Origin of the sequence: Halorubellus sp. JP-L1, from assembly GCF_011440375.1 — an archaeon.
Lineage (GTDB): Archaea > Halobacteriota > Halobacteria > Halobacteriales > Natrialbaceae > Halorubellus.
Genome location: NZ_JAAOIR010000001.1, coordinates 293,478 through 315,775, shown reverse-complemented (window position 1 = coordinate 315,775; position 22,298 = coordinate 293,478). Strand labels below are relative to the sequence as shown.

The 22,298-nt window shown below is 69.0% G+C and carries 28 protein-coding genes; 9 read left to right on the top strand and 19 right to left on the bottom strand.

Features of this window, described 5'->3' with window-relative positions:
* Positions 1 to 29 precede the first annotated feature (29 nt).
* Both G9C85_RS01575 and G9C85_RS01570 read left to right on the top strand, forming a co-directional pair.
* On the top strand, positions 30 to 1,025 hold the full coding sequence (locus G9C85_RS01575; RefSeq protein ID WP_166036410.1) for a tyrosine--tRNA ligase: 996 nt from the start codon (positions 30 to 32) through the stop codon (positions 1,023 to 1,025).
* Between the two features lie 109 nt (positions 1,026 to 1,134).
* Complete coding sequence (locus tag G9C85_RS01570; protein WP_166036409.1) at positions 1,135 to 2,076, top strand: biotin--[acetyl-CoA-carboxylase] ligase; 942 nt, start codon at positions 1,135 to 1,137, stop codon at positions 2,074 to 2,076.
* A gap of 30 nt (positions 2,077 to 2,106) precedes the next feature.
* Here G9C85_RS01570 and G9C85_RS01565 read toward each other — a convergent pair whose 3' ends face one another.
* The 5 genes from G9C85_RS01565 to hflX form a co-directional block, all read right to left on the bottom strand.
* A complete protein-coding gene (locus G9C85_RS01565) occupies positions 2,107 to 2,244 on the bottom strand; it encodes a hypothetical protein (RefSeq protein WP_166036408.1) in 138 nt (45 codons plus the stop codon).
* Between the two features lie 63 nt (positions 2,245 to 2,307).
* A complete protein-coding gene (locus G9C85_RS01560) occupies positions 2,308 to 2,748 on the bottom strand; it encodes a universal stress protein (protein WP_166038904.1) in 441 nt (146 codons plus the stop codon).
* A 105-nt stretch (positions 2,749 to 2,853) separates the two neighbouring features.
* A complete protein-coding gene (locus G9C85_RS01555) occupies positions 2,854 to 3,876 on the bottom strand; it encodes an amidohydrolase family protein (protein WP_166036407.1) in 1,023 nt (340 codons plus the stop codon).
* Positions 3,873 to 5,111, bottom strand: coding sequence for an HD domain-containing protein (locus G9C85_RS01550; RefSeq protein ID WP_166036406.1), 1,239 nt, complete (start codon positions 5,109 to 5,111; stop codon positions 3,873 to 3,875). The genes G9C85_RS01555 and G9C85_RS01550 overlap by 4 nt, the downstream gene beginning before the upstream one ends.
* 77 nt (positions 5,112 to 5,188) lie before the next feature.
* A complete protein-coding gene (hflX, locus tag G9C85_RS01545; RefSeq protein ID WP_166036405.1) occupies positions 5,189 to 6,490 on the bottom strand; it encodes a GTPase HflX in 1,302 nt (433 codons plus the stop codon).
* Positions 6,491 to 6,723: 233 nt separating this feature from the next.
* Here hflX and G9C85_RS01540 point away from each other — a divergent pair, with 233 nt between their 5' ends.
* Positions 6,724 to 7,059, top strand: coding sequence for an FUN14 domain-containing protein (locus G9C85_RS01540; protein WP_166036404.1), 336 nt, complete (start codon positions 6,724 to 6,726; stop codon positions 7,057 to 7,059).
* 103 nt (positions 7,060 to 7,162) lie between these two features.
* Here the strand turns inward: G9C85_RS01540 and G9C85_RS01535 are convergent, their stop codons facing one another.
* The 9 genes from G9C85_RS01535 to G9C85_RS01495 form a co-directional block, all read right to left on the bottom strand.
* Positions 7,163 to 7,711, bottom strand: coding sequence for a hypothetical protein (locus tag G9C85_RS01535; RefSeq protein ID WP_166036403.1), 549 nt, complete (start codon positions 7,709 to 7,711; stop codon positions 7,163 to 7,165).
* A gap of 1 nt (position 7,712) precedes the next feature.
* Positions 7,713 to 8,438 (bottom strand): ribosome assembly factor SBDS, encoded by a 726-nt coding sequence (locus tag G9C85_RS01530; RefSeq protein ID WP_166036402.1) that lies wholly within the window; start codon positions 8,436 to 8,438, stop codon positions 7,713 to 7,715.
* Positions 8,439 to 8,484: 46 nt separating this feature from the next.
* A complete protein-coding gene (gene psmA, locus G9C85_RS01525) occupies positions 8,485 to 9,339 on the bottom strand; it encodes an archaeal proteasome endopeptidase complex subunit alpha (RefSeq protein ID WP_166036401.1) in 855 nt (284 codons plus the stop codon).
* A 3-nt stretch (positions 9,340 to 9,342) separates the two neighbouring features.
* Positions 9,343 to 9,822, bottom strand: a complete 480-nt coding sequence (locus G9C85_RS01520) for an Rpp14/Pop5 family protein (protein ID WP_166036400.1) — start codon at positions 9,820 to 9,822, stop codon at positions 9,343 to 9,345.
* Entirely contained in the window at positions 9,819 to 10,484 is a 666-nt protein-coding gene (locus G9C85_RS01515; RefSeq protein WP_166036399.1) for a class I SAM-dependent methyltransferase, read from the bottom strand. The genes G9C85_RS01520 and G9C85_RS01515 overlap by 4 nt, the downstream gene beginning before the upstream one ends.
* A 44-nt stretch (positions 10,485 to 10,528) precedes the next feature.
* Positions 10,529 to 11,320, bottom strand: a complete 792-nt coding sequence (locus G9C85_RS01510; protein WP_166038902.1) for an RNase P subunit p30 family protein — start codon at positions 11,318 to 11,320, stop codon at positions 10,529 to 10,531.
* Positions 11,321 to 11,324: 4 nt separating this feature from the next.
* Positions 11,325 to 11,831 (bottom strand): RNA-binding protein, encoded by a 507-nt coding sequence (locus tag G9C85_RS01505; RefSeq protein ID WP_166036398.1) that lies wholly within the window; start codon positions 11,829 to 11,831, stop codon positions 11,325 to 11,327.
* Positions 11,832 to 11,849: 18 nt separating this feature from the next.
* Positions 11,850 to 12,059: a DUF1918 domain-containing protein gene (locus tag G9C85_RS01500; RefSeq protein ID WP_166036397.1), complete on the bottom strand. Its 210-nt coding sequence runs from the start codon at positions 12,057 to 12,059 to the stop codon at positions 11,850 to 11,852.
* Between the two features lie 125 nt (positions 12,060 to 12,184).
* Positions 12,185 to 12,865 (bottom strand): DJ-1/PfpI family protein, encoded by a 681-nt coding sequence (locus G9C85_RS01495; protein ID WP_166036396.1) that lies wholly within the window; start codon positions 12,863 to 12,865, stop codon positions 12,185 to 12,187.
* Between the two features lie 229 nt (positions 12,866 to 13,094).
* On the opposite strand from G9C85_RS01495, the gene G9C85_RS01490 reads away from it, so the two are divergent.
* Positions 13,095 to 13,655, top strand: coding sequence for an NUDIX hydrolase (locus G9C85_RS01490; RefSeq protein ID WP_166036395.1), 561 nt, complete (start codon positions 13,095 to 13,097; stop codon positions 13,653 to 13,655).
* A 95-nt stretch (positions 13,656 to 13,750) separates the two neighbouring features.
* Here G9C85_RS01490 and G9C85_RS01485 read toward each other — a convergent pair whose 3' ends face one another.
* The 3 genes from G9C85_RS01485 to pyrB form a co-directional block, all read right to left on the bottom strand.
* The gene (locus G9C85_RS01485) at positions 13,751 to 14,587 is read right to left on the bottom strand and encodes a hypothetical protein (RefSeq protein ID WP_166036394.1); all 837 of its coding nucleotides are present in this window, start codon (positions 14,585 to 14,587) and stop codon (positions 13,751 to 13,753) included.
* A gap of 357 nt (positions 14,588 to 14,944) precedes the next feature.
* The gene (pyrI, locus tag G9C85_RS01480; RefSeq protein ID WP_166036393.1) at positions 14,945 to 15,403 is read right to left on the bottom strand and encodes an aspartate carbamoyltransferase regulatory subunit; all 459 of its coding nucleotides are present in this window, start codon (positions 15,401 to 15,403) and stop codon (positions 14,945 to 14,947) included.
* Entirely contained in the window at positions 15,400 to 16,314 is a 915-nt protein-coding gene (pyrB, locus tag G9C85_RS01475) for an aspartate carbamoyltransferase (RefSeq protein ID WP_166036392.1), read from the bottom strand. The genes pyrI and pyrB overlap by 4 nt, the downstream gene beginning before the upstream one ends.
* Positions 16,315 to 16,458: 144 nt before the next feature.
* Here pyrB and G9C85_RS01470 point away from each other — a divergent pair, with 144 nt between their 5' ends.
* The 3 genes from G9C85_RS01470 (at position 16,459) to G9C85_RS01460 (ending at position 19,355) form a co-directional block, all read left to right on the top strand.
* On the top strand, positions 16,459 to 17,310 hold the full coding sequence (locus G9C85_RS01470; RefSeq protein ID WP_166036391.1) for a hypothetical protein: 852 nt from the start codon (positions 16,459 to 16,461) through the stop codon (positions 17,308 to 17,310).
* Positions 17,311 to 17,335: 25 nt separating this feature from the next.
* Positions 17,336 to 17,962 (top strand): transcriptional regulator, encoded by a 627-nt coding sequence (locus G9C85_RS01465; protein WP_166036390.1) that lies wholly within the window; start codon positions 17,336 to 17,338, stop codon positions 17,960 to 17,962.
* A 160-nt stretch (positions 17,963 to 18,122) separates the two neighbouring features.
* Positions 18,123 to 19,355: a digeranylgeranylglycerophospholipid reductase gene (locus G9C85_RS01460; RefSeq protein ID WP_166036389.1), complete on the top strand. Its 1,233-nt coding sequence runs from the start codon at positions 18,123 to 18,125 to the stop codon at positions 19,353 to 19,355.
* Between the two features lie 27 nt (positions 19,356 to 19,382).
* Here the strand turns inward: G9C85_RS01460 and G9C85_RS01455 are convergent, their stop codons facing one another.
* Both G9C85_RS01455 and G9C85_RS01450 read right to left on the bottom strand, forming a co-directional pair.
* The gene (locus G9C85_RS01455) at positions 19,383 to 19,688 is read right to left on the bottom strand and encodes a MazG nucleotide pyrophosphohydrolase domain-containing protein (protein ID WP_166036388.1); all 306 of its coding nucleotides are present in this window, start codon (positions 19,686 to 19,688) and stop codon (positions 19,383 to 19,385) included.
* A gap of 118 nt (positions 19,689 to 19,806) precedes the next feature.
* A complete protein-coding gene (locus tag G9C85_RS01450) occupies positions 19,807 to 20,775 on the bottom strand; it encodes a peptidylprolyl isomerase (RefSeq protein ID WP_166036387.1) in 969 nt (322 codons plus the stop codon).
* Between the two features lie 137 nt (positions 20,776 to 20,912).
* Between G9C85_RS01450 and cyaB the strand changes: the two genes are divergently transcribed.
* Both cyaB and G9C85_RS01440 read left to right on the top strand, forming a co-directional pair.
* Positions 20,913 to 21,509, top strand: coding sequence for a class IV adenylate cyclase (cyaB, locus tag G9C85_RS01445; protein ID WP_166036386.1), 597 nt, complete (start codon positions 20,913 to 20,915; stop codon positions 21,507 to 21,509).
* A gap of 103 nt (positions 21,510 to 21,612) precedes the next feature.
* A complete protein-coding gene (locus G9C85_RS01440; protein WP_166036385.1) occupies positions 21,613 to 22,284 on the top strand; it encodes a GNAT family N-acetyltransferase in 672 nt (223 codons plus the stop codon).
* Positions 22,285 to 22,298 lie beyond the last annotated feature (14 nt).

The following is a 22,298-nucleotide window of genomic DNA, read 5'->3' as shown; positions in this document are numbered from 1 at the left end:
TCAAAACGCCCGCGCGAGTTCCCTCCCGTATGGATACCTACGACCTGATCACGCGGAACGCCGAGGAGGTCGTGACCGAGGACGAACTCGAAGCGCTCGCGGCCGACCCCGACGGGAAGCGCGTCTACGTCGGCTACGAGCCCTCGGGCGTCCTCCACCTCGGGCACCTCCTCACCGCGAACATGCTCATCGACCTCCAGGACGCGGGGTTCGAGGTCGTCGTCCTCCTCGCGGACGTCCACGCGTACCTCAACGACAAGGGGACGTTCGACGAGATCGAGGCGACCGCCGAGGTCATGCGCGAGCAGTTCCTCGCGTACGGGCTGGACCCCGAGCAGACCGAGTTCGTCTACGGGTCGAGCTACCAGCTCGACGAGGAGTACGTGCTGGACCTCCACCAGATGGCGACGTCGACGACCCTGAATCGTGCACAGCGCGCGATGGCGGAGATCCAGGGCGGCGAGACCGCGAAGGTCAGTCACGTCGTCTACCCGCTCATGCAGGCGCTGGACATCGAGTACCTCGACCTCGACCTCGCGGTCGGGGGCCTCGACCAGCGGAAGGTCCACATGCTCGCTCGGGAGGAACTCCGCGCGCTCGGGTACGAGAGCCGGCCCGCGATCCACACGCCGATCCTCGCGGACCTGACGACGGGCGTCGGGAAGATGTCCTCGAGCACGGGCGTCGCCATCAGCATGGAGGACTCCACCGAAGACCTGGAGGAGAAGGTCAACAGCGCGTACTGTCCGCCGTCCCGCGATCCGGAGCCGACCGACGACGGCGAGGAACGCAAGAACCCCGTGCTGGAGCTGTTCCAGTACCACGTGTTCCCGCGGTTCGAGGAGGTCGTCGTGGAGCGCCCCGAGGAGTACGGCGGCGACCTGACCTACGACGACTACGAGACGCTCGCGGAGGACCTGGATTCGGGCGAGCTCCACCCCGCGGACGCCAAGGGCACGCTCGCTGCGTACCTCGACGAACTCATCGCACCGGGCCGGGAGCGCCTCCAGGAACTCCGCGACTGATCCGGGTCGGCCCCGGTCGCTGCGGGTCTCGCGCCGGAGGCGCGCAGACGGCTGTGTCGGCACCGCCGAGACCTCCCGATTTTTCTCGGGTGAGCGCGAACGCGAGTGCATGAACGAGACGCGACGACGCGTGCTGGACGCGCTCGCTGACGGTCCCGTGACTGGACCGGCGCTCGCGGACGCCCTCGACGTGTCGCGCGCGGCGGTCTGGAAGCACGTCGAGGCGCTCCGCGAGGAGGGGTTCGTCGTCGAGAGCACGGACGACGGCTACGTGCTGGAGTCGGTCGCGGAGTACGGCGGGCTCGCGCTCGAGTACGGCCTCGACGCGCCCTACGAGGTCGAGTACCACGACGCGATCGGGTCGACGAACGACCGTGCCCGCGAACTCGCTGGCGAGGGCGCGAGCGACGTCGCGGTCGTCGCCGCGGAACAGACCGGTGGCCGGGGACGACTCGACCGCGAGTGGACGGCGCCGCGCGGCGGCGTGTACGTCAGCGTGCTCGTGCGGCCGGACGTGCCACCCGCGCAGGCCCCGGTGTTCACGCTCGCCGCCGCGGTCGCGACCGCGAACGCCGCCCGCGAGGTGGGCGTCGACGCCGGCATCAAGTGGCCGAACGACGTCCTCGTCCCGACCGACGACGGAGACACCCGGAAACTGGCGGGCATCCTCACGGAGATGGAGGGCGAGGCCGACCGCGTCTCCTGGCTCGTCGTCGGCATCGGCGTGAACGTCGACGTTTCGACTGCCGAATTACCACCTGACGCGACGAGCGTCACTGTCGAAGGCGGCACCGCCGACCGACGTGCGTTCGCCCAGCGCGTCCTCGAGGGGTTCCACGTACTCACGTCCGGCGACCCGAGCGACGTCCTCCCGGCGTGGCGCGAGCGCGCGCTCACCCTCGGCCAGCGAGTGCGCGTCGACACGCCCGGCGGCGTCGTCGAGGGCGTCGCTCGCGACGTCGAGTTCCCGGGCGCGCTCGTCGTCGAGACAGACGACGGCGACGTGCGCGTCACGGCCGGCGACTGCGAGCACCTCCGATCCGCCGAGTGAGAACGAACCAACAGTTTGACTGACAGACCACTAACGCCGGAGGACGCCGACGAGGAACGGGATCGAGGCGAGGGCCGCCAGCCCCCCGAGGAGGACGTTGAAGTACCCGAATGCGAGGACCATCGCGACGACCGTGAAGACCACGAGCGCCTTCTGCCGGGCGTCCATCACGACGCACCCACCACGATTTTCAGAACCGTCACTCGGACGCCGCTTAAACCGATTGGTTCCTCACGCGTCGCCGCCGACGCGGACCGTCAGCACCGGGACCTTGCTCGCGCGCACGACCCGTTCGGCGACGCTCCCGAGGAGCAACCGGTCGATGCCGCCGCGCCCGTGCGTCCCCATCACGATCAGGTCGATGCCGCCGTCCTCCGCGTAGTGCACGATCTCGCGGCTCGGCGACCCGTCGACGACGACCGTCTCCACGTCGACGCCCGCCGGGTCCGCGAGCTCCTGGACGCGCTCCAGGGCTCGTTCGCCCTCCTCGCCGAGCATGTCCCGGATGTGCTCCCAGGACGTCTCCATCGGCATGCTCGAGTAGCTGGCGGTGTTCACGACGTACAGCGCGTGCAGGGTCGCGTCGTGCGCTGCCGCCAGGTCGACGGCGTGTTCGACCGCTCGTTCGACGCCCGGCGAGCCGTCGGTCGGCACGAGGATGTGGTCGTACATCGACACTCATCTAGTGGTACGATACCATCCGACAAGAAACCTCGCCGTGAATCGCGTCGCGATCGCCGCCAGCGAACGCGCGATGCGAGTACTCGCTGCGATTGCTCAGAGGACGATGCGCTCGACGTCGTCGACGGTCGCTCGGCGGACGACGCCGCGGACCACGTCGTGGACGCCATCGAGGTTGTGCGAGTCGCCGTCGAGCACGAGCAGTTTCGCCGGCCGACCCTCCGCGATCACGCCGCAGTCCAGGCCCGCGATATCGGCCGCGTTCGACGTCGCCATCGCGAGCACGTCCCGGGCCGGTAGCCGCGAGAGCTTCGCGGCCCACTCCATCTCGCGGAACATCGACGGGGCGTTCAGCATCACGTTGTCCGTCCCGAGCGCGACCGTCGTGTGCTCGGCGAGCGCCCGCAGGTCCGGCAGGCCGACGCCCGTCGCCGCGTTCGACCGCGGACACGCAACCACCGGCGTCTCGCTGTCCGCGAGGCGCTCCAGGTGCATCTCCGTCGCGTGAACCATGTGGACGACGAAGTCCGGGTCGAGGTCCAGCGCCGGATGGATGTCGGTCTCGTCGACCTCGCCCGCGTGGATGCCGAACAGCTTCCCCGCCCGTCGCGTCGCGTTCCGCTCGCGGTCGAAGTCAGCGTCGTTCGCGCCGCTCGCGCCGAATCCGTCCGCGCGCTCCATCGCGTCCACCGTCTCTCGCCCGAGGACGACCGACTCGACGTCGCTGTCCGCGCCGGCCGCCTCGATGGCCTCGACGCCCTCGACGCCCCCCTCTCGGAACTCGACGTGCGCCGCCGTCCCCGCCCGCGCCATGTACGAGAGCGACCGCGACATCCCCGCGACGAGTTCCGCCCGGCTCGCCTGCCGGAGCAGGCGGTGCTTGAGGCCGTCCGGGGGCGCGACGAGTTCCTCCAGACTCAATCCCTCGCCGGCCTCCTTCGCGATGGAGTCCCCGATGTGCGTGTGCGCGTTCACGAACGCCGGTAGCACCACGGCGTCGCCGTCGACGTCGGCCACCTCGACCGCTCGAATGGTGCCGTCCTCGACGACGACCCGACCCCGGATCGCCTCGAACTCGGGGCCGCGGAGGATCGTGCCCTCGATCGTCTCCGCGGTCACGACCCACCACCACCGAACGACCCGAGCGTCTCCTGCAACCCGGTGCGGACCTCCGTCACGAGCGCGCCGTCGAGGTCGAGGCCGAGGACGTCCGCCGCCGCCGACCCGACCGCGTCCGTCTTACCGGCGGGCGCGTACACGCCGAGGCGCCACTGCGCGCGGTTCGCCGCCCGGAGCGCGTCCACGAGCGGCGACTGCTCGTGGAGCACTCGCGCCTCGCCGTTCACGAGCACGCGCGTCGACGACTCCGTCATCGACGGCTCGCCGGGAACGTCGAGGACGACGTCCGTCTCGTCCACACCCGTACGCTCCGCAATTTCGAGTTCGTACCCGCGGACGTCCGCGTGATCGAGTTCGAGCAAGCTCGCGGGCGTCTCCTCGAGTTCCGCCCAGAGCGCGCGCTTGTGGAGGTCGCGCTCGTCGAACCGGCGCGCGAACTCGGCAGTCTCGGATTCGTTCCGGAGCGCGACGAGGAACCCCGGGTCGTCCATCCGGCGGAGCGCTTCGGCGTCCACGTCCGTCGACTCCAGCAACCGTTCGGCGGCCCGCCGCAGCATCGTCTTCGAGATCCGCGTCACGTGATGGTTGTACACCGTCGGGATCATCAACGCTCGCGCCACGAGCAGGCTCTCCGCAGTCTGGACGTTCCCCTCGTCGAGCACGAGGTCGTCGTCCGCGTCGAACGTCAACTCGCGAACGAGCCGCCCGTGGTCGATAGTCCCGTACGGCACGCCCGTGTGATGGGCGTCCCGGACGAGGTAGTCCATCCGGTCGACGTCGAGTTCGCCGGAGACGATCTGGCCGTACTTCCCGTCGCCCGCGACGAGGTCCGCGACGCGAGCCGGCGACAGGTCGTGGGACTTCAGGACCGCGCCGACCTCGCCGCGCTCGAACAGCTCGTGGACGTCGTCGTGGTACTTCCCCGTCCGTCGATGCGTGAGCGGTTCGAGGTTGTGACTGAACGGCCCGTGCCCGACGTCGTGCAGGAGCGCCGCCGCCTTCACGCGCTTGGCGTTCCGGCCCTCGACGCCGAGGTGCTCGAGCGCCTCGCACGCCAGGTGGTACACGCCGAGGCTGTGCTCGAAGCGCGTGTGGTTCGCGCTCGGATACACGAGCGACGACGTCCCGAGCTGGACGATATGGCGGAGCCGCTGGACCGCCGGCGTGTCCAGGAGGTCGCGCGCGACGCCACCGACCTCGATGTGGTCGTGCACGCTGTCCTTGATCGTCTTCATGCCCGTCGCTTGCGCGCCCTCGTACAAAAAGCAGTAGAATCGTTCGGACCGCAAAGCGACTCGGCCGGAAAGGCGATTCAGACGGCGCCCTCGACCGCCCCCAGCTCCGCCGCCCGCGAGCGCGCCTGCTCGACGACCGCCGGCCGTGCCTCGAAGTCCACGACGACGTCGTCGTCGCCGTACTCCACGTCGTCGACGTTCGCCTCGTCGTGCAGCCACGACACGACGCTCATCGTGTCCTCCGTCATCGGGAGCACGAGCCGCTCGCGCTGCCAGTCCGGGAGTTCCTCGACGATGCGGGCCTCGAGCGCCTCCAGGTTCAGGCCCTCCTTGCCCGATACCGCCACGGGGTTCGGTGCGAGCGCCGAGATGGCCTCGCGCTTTCGCTCCAGTTCCCGGTCGTCGACGAGGTCGGTCTTGTTCAGGACCGTCACGATCGGCGCCTCGTTGCGCTCGTAGAGCGTGTCGTGACACGTCACGAGCTTCTCGCGGATCGCCTCCACGTCCTCGCTCACGTCCACGACGAGGAGCACGAGGTCCGCGCGGTAGACGGAGTCGAGCGTCGACTTGAACGACTCCACGAGCCAGTGGGGCAGGTCCGAGATGAACCCGACCGTGTCCGTCAGGAGCACGTCCCGGCCGTCGACGTCCGCGCGACGCGTCGTCGTTCCGAGCGTCGTGAACAACTGGTTCTGGCTCTCCGCGGTCGTGTCCAGGTCAGGGTGGAGGTCGTCGTTCTCGTCGACGTCGTGGTCGACCGCCAGCCGACGCAGGAGCGTCGACTTCCCCGCGTTCGTGTACCCCGCCAATGCGACCAGGTCGAACCCGGACTGTCGGCGTCGCTCGCGGCGGGACTGCTCGGTCTGCTCGATTCGCTCGAGCTCGTCCCTGATGCGCGAGATCTGGTTCTTGATGTCCTGCTCGCGACTCTCGTCGTACTCCCCGAGCCCCATGAACCCCGGGTGCTCGTCGCGCTTCGCGAGACTCGTCTTCGCCTCCGCGCGCGGGAGCTCGTACCGGAGCTCGGCGAGCTCGACCTGTAACTGGGCCTTCCGGGTCTGTGCCCGCTGCCCGAAGATCTCGAGGATGAGCGTGAACCGGTCGAGCAACTCGACGCCCTCGGGGAGCTTCCCGCCGAGGTTGTACGTCTGGTACGGCCCGAGGCTGTTGTCGAAGATGACGACGCTCGCGTCGCTCGCACGGACCGTCGCCGCGAGCTCGTCGGCCTTCCCCTCCCCGAAGTGCATGGCGGGGTCCTCTTTTCGCGTCTGCGTGACCTCGCCGACGACGTCGTACCCCGCCGCCTCGGCGAGGTCACGGATCTCCTCGAGCGACGCCGTTCCCGAGTCGACGCGCTTCGCGACCACAGCCCGCGTCATCGACCCACCTCCGCCCGTCGTAGACGCCACGCTACTCGCGCCGTCGCGTCGACGTGTTCGCCTCGCATCTCAAGCAGGGCCGGCCGCCACCTCGATTGCGCGAATCATGCCTCAACGTAGGGGACGCCCACCCTTCAATCCGTCCCCGCGACCCCCACCACCAGTCCGGTCGCGTCAGGCGGCCGTCGACTCACGCCACAAACGCCTTATGGCGGCGGCGAGGACAAGGGGGTATGGACCCAATCGCCCTGCAACTGCAAATAGACCCCAAGCAACTGGGCATCGAATTCGGGACCGGTGGCGTCATCGGTGGCATCATCGGGTTCGCCGCGAAGAAGATCGCGAAGATCATCGCCGTCATCGTCGGCCTCGAACTGGCGCTGTTCAAGTTCCTCGAATCCCGCGGCATCCTCACCGTGGACTGGGAGAAGCTGTCGAACGGCTTCCTGCAAGCGAGTCAGGACGCTGCCTCGGGCGCCCCGCCGTCGTGGGTCCAGACCATCCTCTCCACGCTCTCCATCGGCGCGGGCTTCACCGGTGGGTTCCTGCTCGGCTTCCGGAAGGGATAATCGAGCACGCGACCGACCGACAAATCGACCGACAGAACCCTCCTCTTCCTCCATTCGCGATCTTTCCTCTTCGAGCAATCACCGGCGACGACGTCGAACGCCGCTAGCGTTCGCCGAGCCTATCGTCGCGGGGCCCGTCCCGATCCGCGTCCTGTTCGAGGTCGAACATGCTCCTCGCTCGGTCACGGTCGACGTCCGCCTCGACGACCCGCGGCAGATGGGGGTCGCCACCGAGGAAGACACCGAGCCCGGCGACGCTGCCACCGGCGACGATCGAGAGCAAGAGCGATCCCCGGAAGATCCCGTAGGCGGTGACGCCCCCGGCGAGCACGACGACGAGCGCCGTCCGCAGCTGCGAGCGCTTGCGGGCCTCGACCTCGTGCGCTCGCACGATCTCGCTCCCGCGACCGGCCTCCACGGTCCGGTACGTCGTCTCCAGTTCGGCGTCGAAGCCGAACAGGAGGGCGCTCACCGCGACGGCCACCGCCGCGCCGATGGCCGCGAGCAACAGTCGTCCCCGCACGAGCCCGACGGCGAGCAGGACAGTCGCGACCACGGCCGTCGCCAGCGACACCATCCGTCGTCGCTTCCGGTCTTCCGGCGAGAGCGACGCGGGTTCGTCGTACGCGAGGACGTCGACGCGCTCGCCCATGCTAGCGCGTCTTGATGTCGTCCTCGTCCTTCACGATCTGGGTCTCGGCCTGCCCGCTCGTGACGTCGTTCACCATGTCGTAGAAGTCGTTCTGCATCCCCGCCGGGAACGTCAGGACGCCCACCCACCCGCCGTCGTTCGTCCACTCCTCCTCGGAGAGGTCGCCGTACTGGCGGATCTTCGCCTGCGCGCTCCCCGCGTAGTCGGCGGGCACCTTCACCGCGACCGTCACTTCGTCGAACCGGATCGGGATGATCGGGCGGAGCTGCTCGAGCGCGTCGTCGACCTGACTCTCCACGGGCTCCATCGGGTCGACCTGGAACCCCGCCTCCTCGAGCGCGCTCTCGATGCGGTCCGGCGGATGCGGCGCGTCGTCCATCTGGGGGTTCACCGCGTTCCGCGCGATCTGGTTCACGAGCTGCTTGTGCTTCTGTTCCTGCATCTCGCGGCGCTGCTCGGCCGTGATCTGGATCTCGCCGCGCTCGATGACTTCCGGGATGATCTCCATCGGGTCCGTCGTCCCGAACACCTCCTCCAGGTCCGCCTCTGCGGGCCGGTCGCCGCGGCTCGCGTTCTCGTAGACGTCCTCCGCCGCGATGACGTCCTCGAGGTCGCCGTCGAACTCGCCGCGCTTGATCTCCAGGGCCGCGTCCGGGTCCACGAGGACCTCGAACCGCGTGCCGTGGGACTCCAGTCGCGCCGTCACCGCTTCGTCCAGTGAAATCATACCCGGAACTTACGCGACCGTGCTTAAAAAGGTGTGTCCCCGTTCCTCACTCCGTGCCCGAATCCGGGCTATCGTCGTCGCCCACGGACTCGGTTTCCGCCTCGTTGGACGCCTCGTCCGTTCCGTCAGCCCCCTCGTCCGTCCCGTTGGACCCTTCGTCCGTCTCGTCGGACGGTTCGTCGTCGAGGTCCGCCAGGTACTCCGCGACCTCGCTCTCGGCGAGTCTGACGACGCGCTCGCTCTCCGCGTCGACGGTGACGACCGCGACGCCCTCGGCGTCGAGCGCGTCCTCGCTGGGCGCTCCGATCGCGCGGATCGCGAGCGAGATGGCGTCGTCGAGGTCGCCGTCCGCGTCGTAGTGCTCCTCGAGGAACGACTGGACTTCGGCGCGGTTCGCGCCGACCGCGACCGCCTGCCACTCGTAGGCGGTCCCCGACGGGTCGGTCTCGAACAGTCGCGGGCGCCCGTCGCGGTCGACGCCGGCGACGAGCATCGCCACCCCGAACGGTCGTGCGCCACCGATCTGCGTGTACCCCTGCACGAAGTCCGAGAGGTGTCGGGTCGCGGTCGAGACGCCGATGCGTTCCCCGTACCGGAGTCGGTTCACTTGCGCGTCCCGTCGCGCGTAGTCGACGAGCCGACGGCCGTCCGCGACGTGGCCGGCGGTCGCGACCGCGAGGTGCGCGTCGAGTTCGTGTATCTTCTCGACGCTCTCGCCCTCCATGAGCGGCGACCGGGAGCGCTTGTCGGCAGCGAGCACGACGCCAGCGTCCGTCCTGACGCCGACCGTCGACGTCCCGCGCTTGACGGCCTCCCGCGCGTACTCGACCTGGTAGAGCCGGCCGTCCGGCGAGAAGAGCGTGATGCCGCGGTCGTACGCCATCTGGTTGGTGTCCTGCATGGGTCACTCCACGTCGTCGACGGTCGCGTACGCTCGCCGGCCGTCGGCGTCGACCGCGAGGCGGTCACCGCCGACGACCGCCGATCGCGTCGCTCCCTCGAAGACGACCTCGCGGCGCTCGACCTCGTCCGACGGGCCGTCCACGTACTTGTCCTCGCACGCCCGGATGGTGCCGGAGACGCCCAGAATCGAGATTGCGGACGTCGCGTCCCCGACCGACTCGATGCACGCCAGGGCCGCACGGAGCGGCTCGACGTGGTCGCGGCGCGCACGAACGACCGCGCGGCCGTCGCCGTCCGCGAACTGGAACCGGACGACGGTGCCGTCGGCGTCCGCGCTTCCCGCGTCACCGAGGAGGTTCTGGGCGGCGTACCAGAGCTCGCGCTGGAACGCGCCGCGGTCGAGCGAGACGTCCGGGTCGGTCTCGATGCCGACGGCGACGTAGCGCCACTTCGGCCGCAGGTGCTTCGGGAGGTGCTTCATGCGTCCTCGCTCGCTCCGTCTTCGACGCCGGCGAGGTCGACGAGGGCTGGGAGGTCGTCGCCGACGAGCACGCCGACCTGGTCGTGGACGGCGGTCGCGTCCGTGAGCGCGAACCCGGCGTCCGTGTACGCTTCCGCGAGCACGCCGACGGTCGCGGGGTCGTCGACCTCGGGGGAGTAGAACGGCTCGTCGGGGTCCGGGAGGCCGAAGAACATCACGTCGCCGAGCACGAACCGGTCCGGGTCGAGCGCCGCGACCGCCCGCAGGGCGTCGCGCTTCTCGTCGTCCGCGAGGTGATGCATCGCGAAGTTCGACACCACCACGTCGACGTCCTCGTCGACGTTCGGCTCCCGGAACCGACCCTCGTCGAACGAGACGTTCTCCAATCCAGCATCGGCAGCCTTCTCGCGGGCCTCCTCGAGCATCCCCGCGCTGATGTCGCGGCCGATCACTCGCCCCGCGTCCTCGGCGAGCGACAGCGCGATCGCGCCGGTCCCACACCCCAGGTCGAGCACCGTCGCGTCCTCGTCGACGACCGCGCGCGCCGCCTCGACGACGAGCGAGACGCACGCCCGGTACTCGTCGGTGTCGTTCTGCTGGTCGTCGTAGGATGCGGCCATCTCGTCGAATCGCGCCGCGTGCTCCTCGATCGGTCGCTTCATGACACGACGTTCGACGGCCGACGACAAGAACGCCCCGGACTCCCCTAGCGGTCCACGCCGCCGATCGAGTCGGACCCGTCGTTCCGGTCTGCGTACCGCCCGCGCCGAACGCCCGGTTCGACGAAGTCCGGATGCCGGACCTCGCGGGTTCGCGCGACGATGTGGCCCCACTCGCGGAGACCGTCATGGATCTGTTCGCGCGAGAACCCGATGGTCTCGCCGACCGCGGCGAGCGCCCGCGGCCCGCGAAGGTGCCGGTGACTGGTCCCGACTGCACTCACGACGTATGGGGCGTCGTACTGCTCCACGAGCTCGCGGAGCTTCCGCAGGTCCGAGAGCGCCTGCACGCGCCGGCCGCCGGTCGCCCGCAGGACGTTCGCGAAGTCGAACTCGAGGCGGACGCCGTGCTCGGCCGCCGCCTTCGCGAGCACGTGATTGACGTCGCCGTCGCCACGCATCGGGTGCGCGAGCACGTCCACGCGGTCCTGCTCGACCGCGAACCGATTCATCCGGTTCGAGCCGCCGTGGACGAGCAGGACCGTGTACTTCGGGCGGTAGTTCCCGACGTACCCGCTGGCTTGCTCCGGCGAGTCCGCGCGGACCTCCAGGCCGTCGACGACGTCGAGGTCCGCGGTCTCGCTCACCGCCTCGAGGTCGACGTCGCTCCGCGCATCGCCGTGGTTCCGTACGACGAGCCCGTCGTACCCGAGGTTCGCCGCGTGCGCCGCACACCGCCGGACCGAGGACTCGCCGTCCGGCCGAGCGTGTACGCCTTCGTAGAATCCGACGTCTCGACCGGTCCCATCGCCGCCGGTCGAATCACCGCCGCCCGTCATCGACTCACGCCCCGTCGGCGTCGTCTTCCTCGGCATCGGTCTCGTCATCTTCCTGGTCGGGGTCGGGAACGCGGACCTCGTGGGCCTCCAGGGCCTCCAGGGTCTCGCGAGCGTTCTCGACGGCCTTCTCGCGCTTGGCCGGGTACGCCTCGACCTTCGCGCGGAACGTGATGCCCTCGCCGCGAGCGGTCTCGCCGTTGAACGCCGCCTGCTTGTCGAGGTGCAGGAAGAACTCGGTGTGCTCGGTCACGCGGTCGTCGAGTTCGTCGACGAGCCCGCCGAGGTCCGGAAGGTTCGCGAGCCGCGACAGCGCGTACCGGACGTCGTCCGCGTTCTCGATGCGCGCCGACAGGATGTCGATGCGGTCGCCGTGATGGCCCTCGCTCTCGGTACGTTCGACCTCGACGTCCGCCGGCAGGAAGTGACGGAGCGCCTGCTCGACGCGCTTCGCGTCTTCGGTGGCGTACGCGAACGTTCGCACGTCGACGTAGTGGAACGGAACGGTCGGCATAGGCGCTCCTCGCGGTCGCTACTCCTCGTCCGTTTCGTCGTCCGAGTCGCCCTCGACGAGCTCGAGGGAGTCCTCGGGGACGCCCGACTCCTGGCCGTCCTCGAAGCTGATGGTGTAGTTCGCGTCGCCGAACATGGACTCCATGACCTGCGTGATGGTGCCCTCCTCGCCGTCGTACTCGCTGTGCTCGTCGTGCAGGATGACCGCGTCGTCTTCCTCGAAGCTCATGGCGCGAACTTCCCCCGGCGCCAGTAAAAAGGACTCGATACGGCCGGGCGGCGGCTCGCCGCCACTCGCCAGCCCGCGCCCGTCGAAGCGAACCGGACCGCGGCGCGGTCGGCGCTAGTGGGCTCTCAGTCCTCAAGTTCGGAACGCAGCACGTCGGCGGCCTCGGACGAGGAGCCGGGGCCGCGCGCCGTGACGAGGTCGCCGTCGACGGTGACGCTCGCGTCAGCATCGAGTTCGGCGTCCCAGTTCCCGCCGGCGGCGACGACCTCGTCCTCGACCCAGTAGGGGAGTTTACGGCCGTCGGGCATCCGGTCGTCGTCGTCGACGATGTCGTCCTCCCACGCGTTCGGGAAGCCCGTGACGTCGCGGCCGTCGACGAGGAACGAACCGTCGTCCGTTCGCGTAAATGCGAGGATGCCGACGGCGTGGCAGACGACGAGCGCGAGGCCGTCCTCGCCCGCGACCGCCTCGCGGAGTGCCTTGCGCGCGCTCCGGTCCTGATTGACGTCCCAGACGGTGCCGTGACCGCCGGGGAAGACGACGGCGTCGTACTCGCTCGCGTCGACCGCAGCGAATGGCTCGGGGTCGTTCAGGTCGGGGTCGTTCTCGTGGACGTCGACGACGTGCTCGGCGGTATCCTCGCCGACCTCCTCGGGGTCTATCGAGCGTTCGTCGACGACCGGCGGGTTCCCGGTGGGCGTCGTCACGTCGACGTCGACTCCGGCGTCCTTGAGCGTGGTGAGTGGTTCGACGCACTCCTCGGCCCAGTAACCGTCCTCGCTGACGAAGAACAGTGCTCGTGGCATTACCTGGAAGGACGGGTCCCAGCGGGAAATGAAGTCGGCCTGCGGTCGAGCGTGCCGCGACCGTCCGCGACACCGGACTGGGCCCGAACTGCATCGAGAGCGAAGCGCCTTTGGGGGCCGTTCGCATACGTTCGTGTATGATTCAGTCCCACGTTCGCCTCCCCCTCCACGCGTCCGGCGACTCGGCGAAGACGACGACGACGGCGTCCGGTCGGCCTGCAGCGGGACGATGCCGGTAGACGACCTCTGGTTCCTCGCTGACCGAGCGAGCCAGGTCGGCGAGCGCGCGTACCACCGCCTGGACGACCGCCACGAGGAGTACCTCGCCTGCGATCAGTGCCGCGACGTCTGCCGCGAGCAGTTCGAGCGCGTCGCCCAGCGCGTCGCGGACTCCGGCACACCCTACGGAGCGCACACTGTCGTCTACCGCGACTGCGGGGACCTCCTGCTCGTCTACCACGAGGGCGTCGACAAGTGGGTGGTGCCCGGCGGCGGCGTCGAGCCCGAGGAGTCGCTCAGGGAGGCCGCGGAACGCGAACTCGCGGAGGAGGCCGGCGTCGTCGCGGACTACGAGGGCCTCGCGCTCCTCGGCCGCGTCGAGGTCCGGCACGGCTCGTATGCCGTCTCGGGCGCGCTCCCGGTGTTCGCCGCGCGAGCGCGAACGCACGAGCCGTCGGTCTCGGACCCGGACGGCGAGATCTCGGCCGCGCGCTGGTTCGACGTCCTCCCCGAGGACACGCGCGACCGCGAGGACCTCCGGCAGTGGCGCGACCGCGCGCTCCCCGCCTGAGCGGGTGCTCGACGACCGCGACACCCACCACCGTTGCAAGTGAAGAATCGGAGAGGGCTCGAGGACGCACCACCGGTTCCGTCGCGGTAGTCGCCCTACTCTGGCGCGCCGTGCGTCTCGCCGTCGCGCGCGTCGGCCTTCATCCGGCGGAGCGCGGCCTGGGCCTGGCTGGCGTCGTACCCGAAGTAGACGCCGTCCGCGTACGCGTCCGCGACCTCCGTCGCGTGAATGAGGTCGTCGACGTCGACGTCGACCGCGTACAGTTCGATGCCGAGGTCGACGCCGTCCGGAATCCGGGACCGGAACCCCTTCGCGATCGTCTCCAGCCAGTACGTCGTCCCGTAGTGCGTGTCGTACACCGGCACGACGAACTCGTCGACGTATTCGGCGATGGCGTCCACGTCCAGGCCCGCGCGCTCCTCGAGGTGCCCCGGGTACGGGTCCGGGTAGAGCGTGAAGTACACGCGCCCCGGGACGCGGTCCGTGGCTTCGGCGACGAACTCCGTGATCGTCGCATTGCGCCACGTCCACCAGTCGTCGTGCTCGCTCTCGGCGAACGCGTTCTCGCAGTGCTCACAGTAGCAGTACTCCGCGCGCGGGAACCCCACGTCGTCCAGTCGGACGTCCGGGTTCGCCGCGGCCGCGTCCGCGATCATCTCCAGCAACCCCTCGCGGTACGTCTCCCGCGACGGACAGACGTACCCCCAGTCGAAGTACGGCTGCTCGCGCGTCGCCCGCTCCCCGTCCTCGCTCACCGGCACCAGGTCCGGCTTCGCCTCGCCGGCCGCGGTGTCCCCGAAGCACGAGATCATGTTCACGCCCCCGGCCTCCGGCTCCACCGCTCGCCCGGTCACGTCCTTCACCTCGTAGAACGCGCGGTCGAACGACGGCCAGTCGAGCTCGGGTTCGTTCCGCGTGACGACGCCGTACATGCCACTCACTGGGGGACGGACGCAGGAAAACGGTTCGGAAGCGGACCGGTCGACGCGACCGGCCGCGGTCGGCCGACCGCCCGGTGGTGGTCGACCGACGGCGTGGGGTCGGCGTTACTCGGCGTCGTACTCGACTTCGACGGTCTCGGACCCGCCGGAGAGGGTCTTGTAGAGGAGGGCGATTGCGACCACAGCGACCAGGAGCTTGAGCTTCTTGGACATATCAACACGTTCGGTCCCTGACTATTTATGGTTTTCTGACCCGCCTTCGTTCATCGGTGGGGACGCGCGAAAGAACCGGCAATCGATGGCGAATTACAGTGAGACGCGCCGGCCGCCAGGACTGGCCGAGAGTGGTCAGTCCGCGATGAGGTCGGCGAGGTCCTCGCGGACGATCGTATCGCAGTACTCGCAGCGTACGCCGTCGCTCAGGACTTCGAACGCCGTCTCGACGGGTTCGTCCGCAGTCGTGATGCAGTTCCGGTTCGGACACTCGAGCACGCCCGTCACGCGCCCGGGGCGCTCCACGCGGTGCTTCTCGGCCACGTCGTAGTCGCGGACGATGTTCACGGTCGCGTCCGGCGCGATGATCGAGAGCACGTCGAGTTCGTCCTGACTGAGTTCGCGGCCCTCGACCTTCACGACGTCCTTGCGCGCGAGCGCGTCCGACGGAACGTTCATCCCGATCGAGATCTCCTCGCCGCCCGAGCCGTCGATCCCGAGGATCGCGAGCACGTTCAACGCCTGGCCGGCGCGAACGTGATCGATCACGGTCCCGCTCGAGATCTTCGAGACGCGGAGTTCCTTCTCCGTCATCGCTCTCCCTCCATGAGCAAGTCGAGCAACGCCATCCGAACCGGGACGCCGTTGTGCGCCTGCTCGAAGTACTGCGCCGCGTACGACTCGTCGACCTCGGGTGCGATCTCGTCGACGCGCGGCAGCGGGTGCATCACGGTCAGGTCGTCGCTCGCCGCCTCCAGGGTCGCCTCGTCGATCCGGTACTGGCCCGCGACCTTCTGGTACTCGTTCTCGTCCGGGAACCGCTCGCGCTGGATGCGCGTCACGTACAGGACGTCGAGCGACGGCAGGACCTCCTCCAGTTCCGTGTGCTCGCGGACGGACGCACCGGCCTCGTGGAGGTCGTAGCGAACCGACCGCGGGAGCTTCAGCGACTCCGGACTCACGAAGTGCTGGTGGGCGTCGAAGTTCGTGAGCGCGGTCGCCAGCGAGTGGACGGTCCGCCCGTACTTCAGGTCGCCCATGATCCCGATCGTGAGGTCGTCCAGGCCCGCGGTCTCCCGGATCGTGTACAGGTCGAGTAGCGTCTGCGTCGGGTGGTGACCGGCGCCGTCGCCCGCGTTCACGAGCGGCACGTCGACGTACTCGCTCGCCATCTTTGCCGACCCCTCGAGTGGGTGCCGGAGGACGAGCGCGTCCGCATATCCTTCGACGACGCGGACGGTGTCCGCGAGGCTCTCGCCCTTCTTCACCGAGGAGGAGTCGACGCTCCCCATGTCGACGACGTCGCCGCCGAGGCGCTTGATGGCGGCCTCGAAGCTCATCTTCGTGCGGGTACTGGGCTCGAAGAAGCACAACCCGAGCAGTGTCCCCGCGTTGCGTTCCCGAGCGGCCGACGGGTCGGCGTCCAACTCCGCGGCCCGGTCGAGGACCTCCTCGACGTCCTCGCGCGAGAGTTGTCTCGCCGTGAGCAGGTGGTCGTGACGCATTACATGAATCCACCGCCCCCCGGCCCTTGAATCAATCCGTTCGAGATGGCGGTCGTCCGGACGGTCTCGGATCCGCCAGCCGCTCGGCTGGTTCCCCGGTCGGCTGGCGTGGGTTGAAGTGCGATGGGGCGGCGACGAGGCGGTATGCTCGCGATAGCCGGCGGGAAGGGCGGGACCGGGAAGACGACGACGGCGCTCGCGCTCGCCCGTGAAATCGCACGTACGGCCGCCCCGGCGACCGCCGTCGCTGGCCCGGACCGCGGCCGGCGGCGACAGCGCGATCGGGCTCCCGTCGTCGTCGTGGACGCTGACGTCGACATGCCGGACGTGCACGCGATGACGGGCGTGGAACGGACGCCGACGGTCCTCGAGCGTCCACGTGGCGTCCCGACCCCAGACCTCCCGGGAGTCCGGGTCGCGCCCGCCCCACCGGCCGACGCGACAGACTCGTTCGTGGACGTCCTCCGTGCGCTCGCGGCGGACGACGCGGATCCGTCGGGTGCGACCGCGGACGCTGCGAGCGCGCCCCAGCCTACGGGGGGCGTCCTCGTGGACGCACCGTGCGGTGCGGGCCCGGATGCGGCTCGACCGCTCGCGCTCGCCGACGGCGTCGTGCTCGTGACGCGACCCACGGCCGCCGCAGTGCGGGACACCGCGAAGACGGCGGCGATGGCGCGCGCACTCGACACCCCCTTGCTCGCCGCGGCAGTCGTCGGCGCGACCCCGGAGGACTCGGTCGAAGCGGAGGACTCGATCGCGGCGGAGGACTCAGTCCCGGCGGAGGACTCGATCGCGACAGAGGACTCGTCCACGGCGGAGGAGAGCCCGGGCGCCGAAGTCGACGCTACGCCCCGGCGGTCGCTCGCGGACGCACTCGACGTCCCGACCGTCGTCCCCATCCCGTGCGTCGACGGCGATCCGTTCGCGTCGCACGCGCACCGCGAGAGCGTGGCACGCCTCGCACGGACGATTGGCGGCCGGCAGACACCTTTTTAGGGAGCGACGGCCAACGGAGGGGTACATGGCGGGTCGGCTAGAGACGGGCATCGAGGTTCTCGACCGCAAACTCGACGGTGGGTTACCGCCGGGTACGATCGTCGCCCTCACCGCGGAACCGGCCAGCCAGTCCGAACTCATCCTCTACGAACTCACCGCCGCCAGAGGCAGCCTCTACCTGACGACGGAGCGCTCCGATCAGGCCGTCCGGGACGCGATCGAGAAGACGAACGCGCCCGTCGGCTCGCCGACGGTCCGGGACATCTCCGGGAGCGAACCGCTGGATCAGGCGAACCGTCTCATCCGCGCACTCCCCGAGGGCGCGAACCTCATCATCGACACCGCGAACGTCCTCGAGCGCGGCGACCGGAATCGCTTCCGGAACTTCATGACGGAACTGCAGACGCACATGGTGAACACGGGCTCGATCGCCATCATGCACTGCATGAAAGAGCAGACGCCGCCGCCGAATCGGTCCTCGACGAAGCACATGTCGGACGTCGTCTTCGACCTCGAGACGGCCGTCCGCGGCAGCGAGCTCGAGAACCGCCTCACCGTCCCGAAGTTCCGCGGCGGAACCGCCCTCAAGGAGTCCATCAAACTGGAGCTCTCGGACGAGGTCGCGATCGACACCAGTCGCGACATCGCGTAGCTCCCGATTTCGGCACGGAGAACGCCTCGAATACCGAGATCTGTGCGTGGAAGCCAGCGAGACGTGTCCGCGTTCGAAACCAGCACAAATTACACGTCTGGAATTGAACGGGTTGACAACGACGACGAACATCGACCAATTCGATGACACCAACCCTATCATGACAGACACACACGACGTGGTTATCGCTGGTGCAGGCCCCGCCGGTGGGCAGGCGGCTCGAGACCTCGCGTCACGCGGATACGACGTGGTCGTCCTCGAGACCGAGAACGAGGACGAGTTCCCGAGCCGGAGCAACAAGTCGACCGCCGGGACGTTCCCGTCGACGATGGCATCGTTCAACGTCCCCGACGAGGTCGTGATGAACTTCACGGACGACGTGATCCTTGAGTCGCCGAACGAGCACTATCGCCGCCACCAGCCCGGCGCCGTCCTGGAGTTCGCGGACTTCAAGAACTGGCTGGTGGACGAGGCCGTCGCCGACGGCGCCGAGTATCGGTTCGACGCGCGAGTATCCAAGCCCATCACCGAAGGCGGCGAGTGCGTCGGCGTCACGTACAACGGCGACGAGGAGGTGTACGCCGACATCGTCATCGACGCCACCGGGCCCGCGGCACCGCTCGCGAAGGCGCTCGACGTCTGCAGCCTGAAGCGCGAGAAGCAAGCGATCGGTATCGAGTTCGAGTACGAGAACGTGAACGTGGACGCCGAGGGCTACGCGGACCTGACGGACGCGATGATGCTCCGGCTCGACCACGACATCGCTCCCGGCGGGTACTCGTGGATCTTTCACACGGGCGCGGACACGGCGAAGGTCGGCGTTTGTTACATCCAGAACTCGAGTCACCGGAAGAACTCGAAGTCCGGATTCACGATCGACGACTACCTCCAGTACTGGGTGGACACCGACCCGCGCTTCGAGGACGCCGTCAAGCTCGAGGGCAAACAGCACCGGGGCTCGGCGCACGTCCAACTCCCCGATCGCATGAGCACGGACAACTTCATGGCGATCGGCGACACCGTCCCGACGGTGGACCCGCTCTGGGGCGAGGGCATCGACAAGTGCATGCGGTCGGGCCGGGTCGCCGCCGCGACCGCGGACCGGGCGCTCACGGATAGCGACCGCGACACGACCGCGGACCAGATGCGGGTGTACGACGAGCTCTGGCACGGGCGCGTCGCGCCGAAGGTGAAGACGCGACTGTTCATGACGGAGATGCTCTACCGGGCATCGGATGACCGCTACGACGCGCTCATCGGCGACCTGCACCGGTACTCCAAGGAACGACTGGACTCGGTGAACGCCGGCAACCCGATCGACATGCTGCGGATGCTGAAGCTCGAAGACATCTCGATCCTCGCGTCGACCGCCCGCGACTGGTACCGGAGCTGAGGCGGGACTCGGGCCGTCGACGGGACGTCAGTCGCCGGAGCTCGGGTCGCCCGTCTCCTCGATGCGTCGTTCGTACTTCGCGAGCGCTTCGTCGAGCGCGGCGTCCGCGTCCACGTCGAGCGAGTTCGCGAACGACAGCAGGCTGAACAACGCGTCCCCGACCTCGTCCCGGGCGACGTCCACGTCGCCGTCGCCGACGCCGTACTCGGTCGCGTCACACGCGTCGGCCGCGAGTTCACCGACCTCGGCCGCCAGGTCCAGGAGTTGGTACTCGGGTTCGCCGTCCATGTCGTGTTCGTCGTGGAACTCGCGTACGCGGTCCTGTGCGTCCATGCAGATCGCGTCGCCACCGTCGCCCGAAAGCGTTCTGGAATCGAACGACGGAGCGTCCGCACTCGTGGACGTCGTGCGTCGCTACTGGCGGACGGAAAACGAAAAACGGAGGACGGCGTTACTCGTCGTCGAGTTCCGCGGCGATCTCGTCGGCGTCCACGTCGGCTTCCTCGAGCGCTTCCTCGACGGCCTCGGCGTCAGCGCCCTCGCCGCCGCCCATGCCACCCATCATGCCGCCCATGCCACCCATCATGCCGCCCATACCGCCGCCGTCGATGATCTCCTGGACGACCACGCGGTCGACGTCGACGTGACTCATGATCTGCTGAGCGACCTGCTGCTTGCCGAACATCCACTGCTGGTTCATCTGGAGCTGCGGGACGCTCTCGACGTACAGCGAGCGCTTCTCGACGGTCTCCGTCTCGAACTCGGGCTCGGCGTCCTCGTCCGCGTCCTCGTCGGGCTCGACCATCGTCTCCTCCTCGACCTCGTCCGTGTCGATCCACATCTCGGGCGCGATGTCGAAGAACATCTCGAACAGGCCCGAGGCCTTCTCGACCTCGTCCGTGACGACGTCGACGATCTCGTAGTCGTACTCGACGTCGTCGCCCGCGAGCGGGTGATTGAAGTCGACGCGAGCGCGCCCACCGATGATGGTGTTCACGAAGCCGTCCTCGCCGTCGATCTGGACCTGCGCGCCCGGATGACGGTTGTCCTCGGGGATCTTCTCTGCGGAGATCGTGCGGACGTCGTCCTCGTCGTACTCGCCGAACGCCTCGGCGGCGGGGACGACGACGGTCCCGGTGTCGCCGACTTCCTTCCCGCGGACGTCGTCCTCGACGCTGTCGAAGATGTGGCCTTCGCCCAGGACGATCGTGCGCGGCGCGAACTCCTCGCCCTCCTGGTCGATGCCCTCCTCCTCGGCGACCTCGGCGTCGGTCGTGTCGACGAGCTGGTCGTTCTCGACGGTGCGTGCGGTGTAGGCGAGCTTGACGAAGTCCCCGTCCTGCACGCCCTCGGTCTCGTCTGCGTCGGCCTCGTCGGCCTCGGCCGGTGCGTCCTCTGTCTCGGCTTCTTCTTCGGTCATACCACATACGTCTCTCGACCCGCATTTAACAACCACGTTTTCGACCCGCGAGCGGGAGTGCCGCGAGACGGGAGCGCTGAGCGACGCGTCGCCGTGGAACGACCACGCTTTAGTCCCGGCGAGACCCCGTGTTCGGCATGTACGAGGTCGAGATGAAGGTCCGGGCGGACCACGACGTCGTCCGCGAACGACTGGAGGAGCGCGACGCGTCGCTGTCGGGGATCGCGTTCCAGGAGGACACGTACTACGACGCGCCGCATCGCGAGTTCGCGGAGACGGACGAGGCGTTGCGCGTGCGCCGAGAGGCCGACCTGGGGGCTGACGCGCCTGCAAGCGTGGACGCGGTCGCGAGCGCACTTTCGGACGGCGAGTTCGAGTCCAGGGTGACGTACAAGGGTCCGCTCGTCGAGGCGGCGTCGAAGACGCGCGAGGAGTTCGAAACGCGCGTCGACGACGGCGACACGATGGCTCGCGTGTTCGACGCGCTCGGGTTCTCGCCGGCGGCGACGGTCGCGAAGCGCCGCGAGTTCTGGACGCTGTCTGCCGTGACGGTCACCGTCGACGACGTCGACGGCCTGGGGACGTTCGTCGAGGCGGAGGTCGAGAGCGACGAGGACGAGGTCGACCGGGCACGCGAACGCGTCGCGCGGACTCTACGAGACCTCGGGCTGGATCCCGAGGAACAGATCCGGACGTCCTATCTCGGTCTGCTGCTGGACGCAGCGGACGACTGAGAACCGACCGCGCCCGCCATCGACGCGACGACCGACGGCGCGGTCGAGAACCGGCGGTCGGGGGAATACTGATTGCGGTTGCGTCCCGAGGACCTTGATAGCGATGGTGGACCTCGGCCTGCATCGGCTGCGGCGGTCGCGGCCGGGACGTGCACTCGCGGCCGGACTGTCGCGACTGGGCCTCGCCAGGACGTCGATGGTCGTGTACGCGAGACCACTCGGGTCGACCGACGAGGAAGCGGCTCAGTTCGACGACGTGCCGTCAGCCGTCGACGAGATGCCACTCGACGCGACGCGTTCCGGCGAGACGCCACCCGACGTGACGCTCGATGTGGTCCGTGCGAGCGAACTCTCGATTCGACCGAGCCCGGAGTTCGAGGACCTCGCGCCGTCGGACTTCGTGGTCCTCGCTCGCGACGCCTCGGCGCCGGAGTCCGTGCACGGGTGGGTGTTCGTGACCCTGGAGCGGCCGGTGTCGGTGACGGAGCTTTCGACGACGGTCCGGTTCGACGGCGCGTACCTCTGGGGGCTGTTCGTGGCGCCGAGCGAGCGCGAGCGTGGGGTCGCAACGGTGCTCCTCTCGCGCGCGGTCGCGTTCGCGGGGTCGGACCGGGTCGAGGCGGCGTACGCACTGGTGGCAGCGGAGAACGCGCCGTCTCGGCGAGCGTTCGAGACGGTGGGGTTCGAGGCGGTCGACGAGGTGTCGTACCAGCGGGCGTTCGTCTGGGAGCGTCGTCGCGGGTCGCTCCACGCCGACCGCGAGTACAGCACCTAGCCCGCGACCGATCG

Excerpts from the sequence above, each read along its gene's own strand:
- G9C85_RS01460 (WP_166036389.1), top strand. The coding sequence starts at position 18,123 with ATGACAGACACACACGACGTGGTTATCGCTGGTGCAGGCCCCGCCGGT.
- pyrB (WP_166036392.1), bottom strand. The coding sequence starts at position 16,314 with ATGCGTCACGACCACCTGCTCACGGCGAGACAACTCTCGCGCGAGGAC.
- G9C85_RS01565 (WP_166036408.1), bottom strand. The coding sequence starts at position 2,244 with ATGGACGCCCGGCAGAAGGCGCTCGTGGTCTTCACGGTCGTCGCGATG.
- psmA (WP_166036401.1), bottom strand. The coding sequence starts at position 9,339 with ATGCAGGACACCAACCAGATGGCGTACGACCGCGGCATCACGCTCTTC.
- G9C85_RS01465 (WP_166036390.1), top strand. The coding sequence starts at position 17,336 with ATGGCGGGTCGGCTAGAGACGGGCATCGAGGTTCTCGACCGCAAACTC.
- G9C85_RS01570 (WP_166036409.1), top strand. The coding sequence starts at position 1,135 with ATGAACGAGACGCGACGACGCGTGCTGGACGCGCTCGCTGACGGTCCC.
- G9C85_RS01560 (WP_166038904.1), bottom strand. The coding sequence starts at position 2,748 with ATGTACGACCACATCCTCGTGCCGACCGACGGCTCGCCGGGCGTCGAA.
- G9C85_RS01470 (WP_166036391.1), top strand. The coding sequence starts at position 16,459 with ATGCTCGCGATAGCCGGCGGGAAGGGCGGGACCGGGAAGACGACGACG.
- pyrI (WP_166036393.1), bottom strand. The coding sequence starts at position 15,403 with ATGACGGAGAAGGAACTCCGCGTCTCGAAGATCTCGAGCGGGACCGTG.
- G9C85_RS01550 (WP_166036406.1), bottom strand. The coding sequence starts at position 5,111 with ATGAAGACGATCAAGGACAGCGTGCACGACCACATCGAGGTCGGTGGC.
- G9C85_RS01575 (WP_166036410.1), top strand. The coding sequence starts at position 30 with ATGGATACCTACGACCTGATCACGCGGAACGCCGAGGAGGTCGTGACC.
- G9C85_RS01535 (WP_166036403.1), bottom strand. The coding sequence starts at position 7,711 with ATGGGCGAGCGCGTCGACGTCCTCGCGTACGACGAACCCGCGTCGCTC.
- G9C85_RS01440 (WP_166036385.1), top strand. The coding sequence starts at position 21,613 with ATGGTGGACCTCGGCCTGCATCGGCTGCGGCGGTCGCGGCCGGGACGT.
- hflX (WP_166036405.1), bottom strand. The coding sequence starts at position 6,490 with ATGACGCGGGCTGTGGTCGCGAAGCGCGTCGACTCGGGAACGGCGTCG.
- G9C85_RS01495 (WP_166036396.1), bottom strand. The coding sequence starts at position 12,865 with ATGCCACGAGCACTGTTCTTCGTCAGCGAGGACGGTTACTGGGCCGAG.
- G9C85_RS01490 (WP_166036395.1), top strand. The coding sequence starts at position 13,095 with ATGCCGGTAGACGACCTCTGGTTCCTCGCTGACCGAGCGAGCCAGGTC.
- G9C85_RS01450 (WP_166036387.1), bottom strand. The coding sequence starts at position 20,775 with ATGACCGAAGAAGAAGCCGAGACAGAGGACGCACCGGCCGAGGCCGAC.
- G9C85_RS01500 (WP_166036397.1), bottom strand. The coding sequence starts at position 12,059 with ATGAGCTTCGAGGAAGACGACGCGGTCATCCTGCACGACGAGCACAGC.
- G9C85_RS01520 (WP_166036400.1), bottom strand. The coding sequence starts at position 9,822 with ATGAAGCACCTCCCGAAGCACCTGCGGCCGAAGTGGCGCTACGTCGCC.
- G9C85_RS01510 (WP_166038902.1), bottom strand. The coding sequence starts at position 11,320 with ATGACGGGCGGCGGTGATTCGACCGGCGGCGATGGGACCGGTCGAGAC.
- G9C85_RS01530 (WP_166036402.1), bottom strand. The coding sequence starts at position 8,438 with ATGATTTCACTGGACGAAGCGGTGACGGCGCGACTGGAGTCCCACGGC.
- G9C85_RS01515 (WP_166036399.1), bottom strand. The coding sequence starts at position 10,484 with ATGAAGCGACCGATCGAGGAGCACGCGGCGCGATTCGACGAGATGGCC.
- G9C85_RS01505 (WP_166036398.1), bottom strand. The coding sequence starts at position 11,831 with ATGCCGACCGTTCCGTTCCACTACGTCGACGTGCGAACGTTCGCGTAC.
- G9C85_RS01455 (WP_166036388.1), bottom strand. The coding sequence starts at position 19,688 with ATGGACGCACAGGACCGCGTACGCGAGTTCCACGACGAACACGACATG.
- cyaB (WP_166036386.1), top strand. The coding sequence starts at position 20,913 with ATGTACGAGGTCGAGATGAAGGTCCGGGCGGACCACGACGTCGTCCGC.
- G9C85_RS01485 (WP_166036394.1), bottom strand. The coding sequence starts at position 14,587 with ATGTACGGCGTCGTCACGCGGAACGAACCCGAGCTCGACTGGCCGTCG.
- G9C85_RS01540 (WP_166036404.1), top strand. The coding sequence starts at position 6,724 with ATGGACCCAATCGCCCTGCAACTGCAAATAGACCCCAAGCAACTGGGC.